This window comes from uncultured Corynebacterium sp., assembly GCF_945649885.1.
Classification (GTDB): Bacteria; Actinomycetota; Actinomycetes; order Mycobacteriales; family Mycobacteriaceae; genus Corynebacterium.
Genome location: NZ_CALZFS010000160.1, coordinates 1 through 4801 on the forward strand (window position 1 = coordinate 1; position 4801 = coordinate 4801).

Below are 4801 nucleotides of genomic sequence, written 5' to 3' on the forward strand. Positions count from 1 at the left end.
CCCATCAGTCCATCGCCTGTAATATCAAGCCATACAGCAATGATGACCTGCGCCAGCGCTTCGTGGACATGATCGTCCCGCAGGCGGAAAAGCTCGGCCTCCACTTCGAGGATCCGGATCTGAAGTGGAACGAAGAGCGTGGCCACTATGACTACGGCGAGCTCGACTGGAGCGAGTTCCACGCCGTGATCAAGGGCGAGGGACCATGCAACGTCCAGCGTATGCAGCGACGTCGTCAGGCATTCAACGATGGCGCCTGGGTCCGCGAGGCAGCCGCCGCCTACGCGGAACGCCAGCGTCCAACCCACACCCAGCTCACCGCCTAAACCCACTTTTCAACACCAGAAGGAGACAACCAGATGTCCAAGCAGTCCTGGCCAATGTGGGAAGTGTTTGTCCGCACTTCCCGAGGCCTCTCCCACGTCCACGCCGGCTCCCTACACGCAGCCGATGCCACCATGGCCCTGCGCAATGCCCGCGACCTCTACACCCGCCGCAATGAGGGAACCTCCGTCTGGGTCGTCCCAGCCGAGGTCGTCATCGCCTCCGATCCGGATTCCAAGGGTGGATTCTTCGAATCCTCCCAGGGCAAGAACTACCGCCACGCCACCTACTACTCCAAGGCCGAGGGAGTGCCACACCTATGAGCAGCTACGCAACCGTTGATTCCGCAACCCGTCAGACCCAGGGCGATGGCATCACCGCAGAAGACATCCAGGCCACCGGAGCAGTTGCTCCGGAAAATGTTGCCACCTACGCACTCTCCCTGGCTGATGACGCACTCATGATCTCCCAGCGTCTGGGCTGGTGGGTAGCCCGTGCCCCAGAGATGGAAGAAGATATCGCCATCGGCAATATCGCCCTCGACCTGCTCGGACACGCCCGCTTCCTCTACAGCTACGCGGGCACCGCATGGAATAAGACCGAGGATGACCTCGCCTACTTCCGTGATGAGGAGGAGTTCCTCTCCGCACGCCTGACAGAGACAGAAAACGGCGACTTCGGCCAGACCATCGCCCGCCAGCTGCTGCTGTCCCACTACTTCCTCGGTCTCTACACCGCACTACAGGGTTCCACCGATGAAACCCTCCGCGCGATTGCCGCCAAGGCGGTCAAGGAAGTGGAATACCACGCCGACCACGCCAACCAGTGGACCCTGCGCCTGGGGCTGGGCACCGAAGAGTCCCACCGACGCATCAGCGAAGGCCTCTTCTACATGTGGCCCTATGTGGCAGAACTCTTTGAGGACCTGCCCATGCACACCGAACTCGCCGCCACCGGCGAAGCAGTCCTGCCCTCCAGCCTCAAAGCTGATTTTGACCACAACATCGCCTTTGTCCTGAAAGAAGCCGGCCTGGAGGTCCCCACGACTCCTTCCGCACGCAGTGGACAGCGCACCGGAATGTTCAGCGAACACCGCGGTTTCATCCTCGCGGAGCTGCAGTCCCTGGCACGCCGCCACCCGGGCGCAACCTGGTAGCCCGCACCGCACCAGCGCCACCCTCCGTGATCTTTGAACCAACGTATATATAAGGAGCAACCGTGAACGCCACTGACACCGTGATTCATCCACTGCGACCAACCACCGCAGCAGAGGCAGAGCTCTGGGACCTCGCAGCAACCGTGCCCGATCCTGAGATCCCCGTGATCTCCATCGCAGACCTGGGCATCCTCCGTGCCGTCAGGTTTGAGGGCACCACTGCTGTCATCACCATCACCCCGACCTACTCCGGCTGCCCGGCCATGGACCGGATCACCAGTGACGTCAAGGAAGCGCTCCTGTCCGCAGGTTTCGAGGATTCCCGAGTGGAACTGGTGCTCCACCCCGCATGGAGCACCGACTGGATGACCGAGCTGGGACGCGATCAGCTCCGTGAATACGGCATCGCCCCACCAGCCCGGCGCACCGATAACGACGGCGGCAACCGCGTGGTCCGGCTCACCCTCATGCGACCAGAGACCATCGCCTGCCCCCAGTGCGAATCCACCAATACCCAAAAGCTCAGCCATTTCGGCTCGACCTCATGCAAGTCCCTTCACAACTGCCTGGACTGCTTCGAGCCCTTCGACTACTTCAAGGTGCACTAATGACTACTTCCACCAAGCAAAAGGCAAAGTTCAACGCACTGACCGTTTCCGAGGTGCGCCGACTCACCGACGATGCCGTCGAAGTCAGCTTTGAGGTCCCCGAGGAACTCCAGGCAGACTACGATTATGTACCCGGCCAGTACGTGGCCCTCCGCGCAGATATCGACGGCAATGAAGTTCGCCGTTCCTACTCCATCTGCGATATTCCGGGACGCGGCACCATCCGCGTCGCCGTGAAAAAGAACCTCGGTGGGTTGTTCTCCACCTGGGTCAATGAGGATCTCAAGCCAGGCGACACCCTGGAAGTGATGAACCCACAGGGTGCCTTCACCTCCAAGACCCATGTCACCTCCCTCAATGACGCCGATGCCATCGCTGAGCAGGCCGGCAATGCCAACCTGGTGGCCATCGCCGCCGGTTCCGGCATCACCCCGATCATGGCGATCGCCCAGACCGTCCTGGCGGAAAACCCTGAGGCCACCTTCGAGATCGTCTACGCCAACAAGGGCGGCTCGGATGTCATGTTCGCCGAGGAGATCGGTGACCTCAAGGACAAGTACCCCAACCGTTTCGCAGTCCACCACGTGCTTTCCCGTGAGCAGCGCGTCAACCCACTGTTCTCCGGACGCATTGACGACGAAAAGCTCGCAGTCCTCCTGGACAAGGTCCTCCAGCCCGAACACGTCAAGGAATGGTTCCTCTGTGGACCCTTCGAACTGGTGCAGCTGTGCCGCGATGAACTCGGCGGCAGGGGAGTAGCGGAAAAGGATGTCCGCTTTGAGCTCTTCACCACCGGTAAGGCCAGTGACGGACCAGGCCAGGGCAACACCGGCCGCCCGGTCATCGCTGATCCGGAAGGCGATAACATCACCATCTCCTTCACCCTCGACGGGCTCAGTGGAGCCATTGAATCACCGGTCAAGGCCCGCGAATCCGTTCTCAATGCAGCCCTGCGTGCCCGTCCTGACGTTCCCTTCGCCTGTGCTGGCGGAGTCTGCGGAACCTGTCGCGCCAAGGTGGTCAAGGGTGATTATGAGATGGATGAGAACTACGCCCTGGAGCCGGATGAGATCGCGGCCGGTTATGTCCTGACCTGCCAGACCCGCCCCACCGGCGACACCCTGGTCGTGGACTACGACGCCTAAGGCACACCTGTACAACCGCTGATACGCATACTGCCGGCCCCCTGGGAAAAAGGGGGCCGGCTGAAGAAAACCACAGAAGAGGCATCCTCCCCGTGATTGATCTGCACATTGAAAACAACACCGCTGAAGTGGTGCTGAACAACCCCCAGGCCCGCAATGCCCTTTCTGAGGCAGACCTCAAGGAACTCTCCGATGCCTATACCGAGGCGGAGGCCCGGGGTGTTCGTGCCCTCATCCTCCGTGGCGAGGGCAAGGGCTTCTGCGCCGGCCGCAATATCCGTGGTGTGGTCCCGGCAGAAGATGATGCCACCGATTACCTGGCCAACAAGGTCACCCCGGTGTTGCAGCAGATGAGCAACTTTCCCGCACCGACCTTCGCGGCAGTCCAGGGTGCCTGTCTGGGTGTGGGACTCGGCCTGACGATTGCCACGGACATTGTCTACGTGGCGGAGGATGCCAAATTCGGTTCCCCCTTCGCCAACCTGGGCGCCACCCTTGATTCCGGTGGGCATGCACTCTTCTTTGAACGTCTGGGATCTCACCGCGCCATGGATCTCATTGTCACCGGTGACCTGATCTCGGGGACGGAAGCGGTACAGGCGGGACTATTCTCCCGGGCTGTCCCTGCTGAAGAACTGGTGGAAATCACCCGCGCTGCAGCCTATAAGGCAGCAAACGGGGCCACCCAGGCATTCCTCACCAGCCGGGCACTCATCCAGGATCTGCGGGATCAGCGCATCGGGCTGTGGGCATCGGTGGAAAAGGAGAATATCGCACAGGGTGATCTCTGCTCCTCACAGGATTATGCAGAAGGTTTTGCCGCCTTCAATGAAAAGCGGGTTCCGGTTTTTGCAGGCCGCTAAGCCTGTCAGACACCGCTTCATCTTGAGAACAATTTTCCAACAATTCTAGGAGCAATCTTTTTATGTCCACTCCTCATGCGTACCTGGTGTCAGGCCGCCGCACCCCGGTGGGACGTTATGGTGGTGCACTGTCCTCCGTGCGCCCCGATGATCTCGCCGCGCTGACCATCAAGGCCGTCATCGAAGAAGCCGGTATTGATCCGGCAGCTGTTGATGAGGTCATCCTGGGCAATGCCAATGGTGCCGGTGAGGAAAACCGCAATGTTGCGCGTCTGGCCTGGTTGCTGGCGGGCTACCCGGATTCCGTCCCCGGCATCACCGTCAATCGGCTCTGTGCCTCCGGCATGTCGGCCATCACCATGGCTGCCAACATGATCAAGGCCGGTGAGGCTGACATCGTGGTTGCCGGTGGTGTGGAATCCATGTCGCGTGCACCCTGGGTCCAGGAGAAGCCAAGCACTGCTTTTGCCAAGCCCGGTGCCACCTTTGACACCTCCATCGGCTGGCGCTTTGTCAATCCGGTGTTTGCCGCCCAGGAAAAGACGACCTTCTCCATGCCGGAAACCGCGGAGGAGGTGGCACGGGTGAAGGCCATCAACCGTGAAGACGCCGATGCCTTCGCCGTGGAGTCACAGCGCCGCGCAGTCGAGGCCATCAAGGCCGGCCACTTTGATAATGAGATTGTTCCCGTTGAGGTCAAGGGCC

Annotated in this window: 7 protein-coding genes; all 7 read left to right on the forward strand. The window is 60.8% G+C overall.

Features of this window, described 5'->3' with window-relative positions; genetic code table 11:
- On the forward strand, positions 1 to 326 hold a 326-nt coding region (locus Q0M74_RS12925; protein ID WP_293955111.1), incomplete at its 5' end, for a Phenylacetic acid catabolic protein.
- A gap of 33 nt (positions 327 to 359) precedes the next feature.
- On the forward strand, positions 360 to 647 hold the full coding sequence (gene paaB, locus Q0M74_RS12930) for a 1,2-phenylacetyl-CoA epoxidase subunit PaaB (protein ID WP_293955113.1): 288 nt from the start codon (positions 360 to 362) through the stop codon (positions 645 to 647).
- Positions 644 to 1480, forward strand: coding sequence for a 1,2-phenylacetyl-CoA epoxidase subunit PaaC (gene paaC / locus Q0M74_RS12935; protein WP_293955116.1), 837 nt, complete (start codon positions 644 to 646; stop codon positions 1478 to 1480). The genes paaB and paaC overlap by 4 nt, the downstream gene beginning before the upstream one ends.
- A gap of 62 nt (positions 1481 to 1542) precedes the next feature.
- Positions 1543 to 2088, forward strand: coding sequence for a 1,2-phenylacetyl-CoA epoxidase subunit PaaD (gene paaD, locus Q0M74_RS12940; RefSeq protein WP_293955118.1), 546 nt, complete (start codon positions 1543 to 1545; stop codon positions 2086 to 2088).
- Positions 2088 to 3233: a 1,2-phenylacetyl-CoA epoxidase subunit PaaE gene (paaE, locus tag Q0M74_RS12945; protein ID WP_293955120.1), complete on the forward strand. Its 1146-nt coding sequence runs from the start codon at positions 2088 to 2090 to the stop codon at positions 3231 to 3233. The genes paaD and paaE overlap by 1 nt, the downstream gene beginning before the upstream one ends.
- Positions 3234 to 3325: 92 nt before the next feature.
- A complete protein-coding gene (locus tag Q0M74_RS12950; RefSeq protein WP_293955122.1) occupies positions 3326 to 4096 on the forward strand; it encodes an enoyl-CoA hydratase/isomerase family protein in 771 nt (256 codons plus the stop codon).
- Positions 4097 to 4158: 62 nt separating this feature from the next.
- Positions 4159 to 4801: beta-ketoacyl synthase N-terminal-like domain-containing protein (locus Q0M74_RS12955; RefSeq protein WP_293955124.1), on the forward strand; the 643-nt coding region annotated here is incomplete at its 3' end.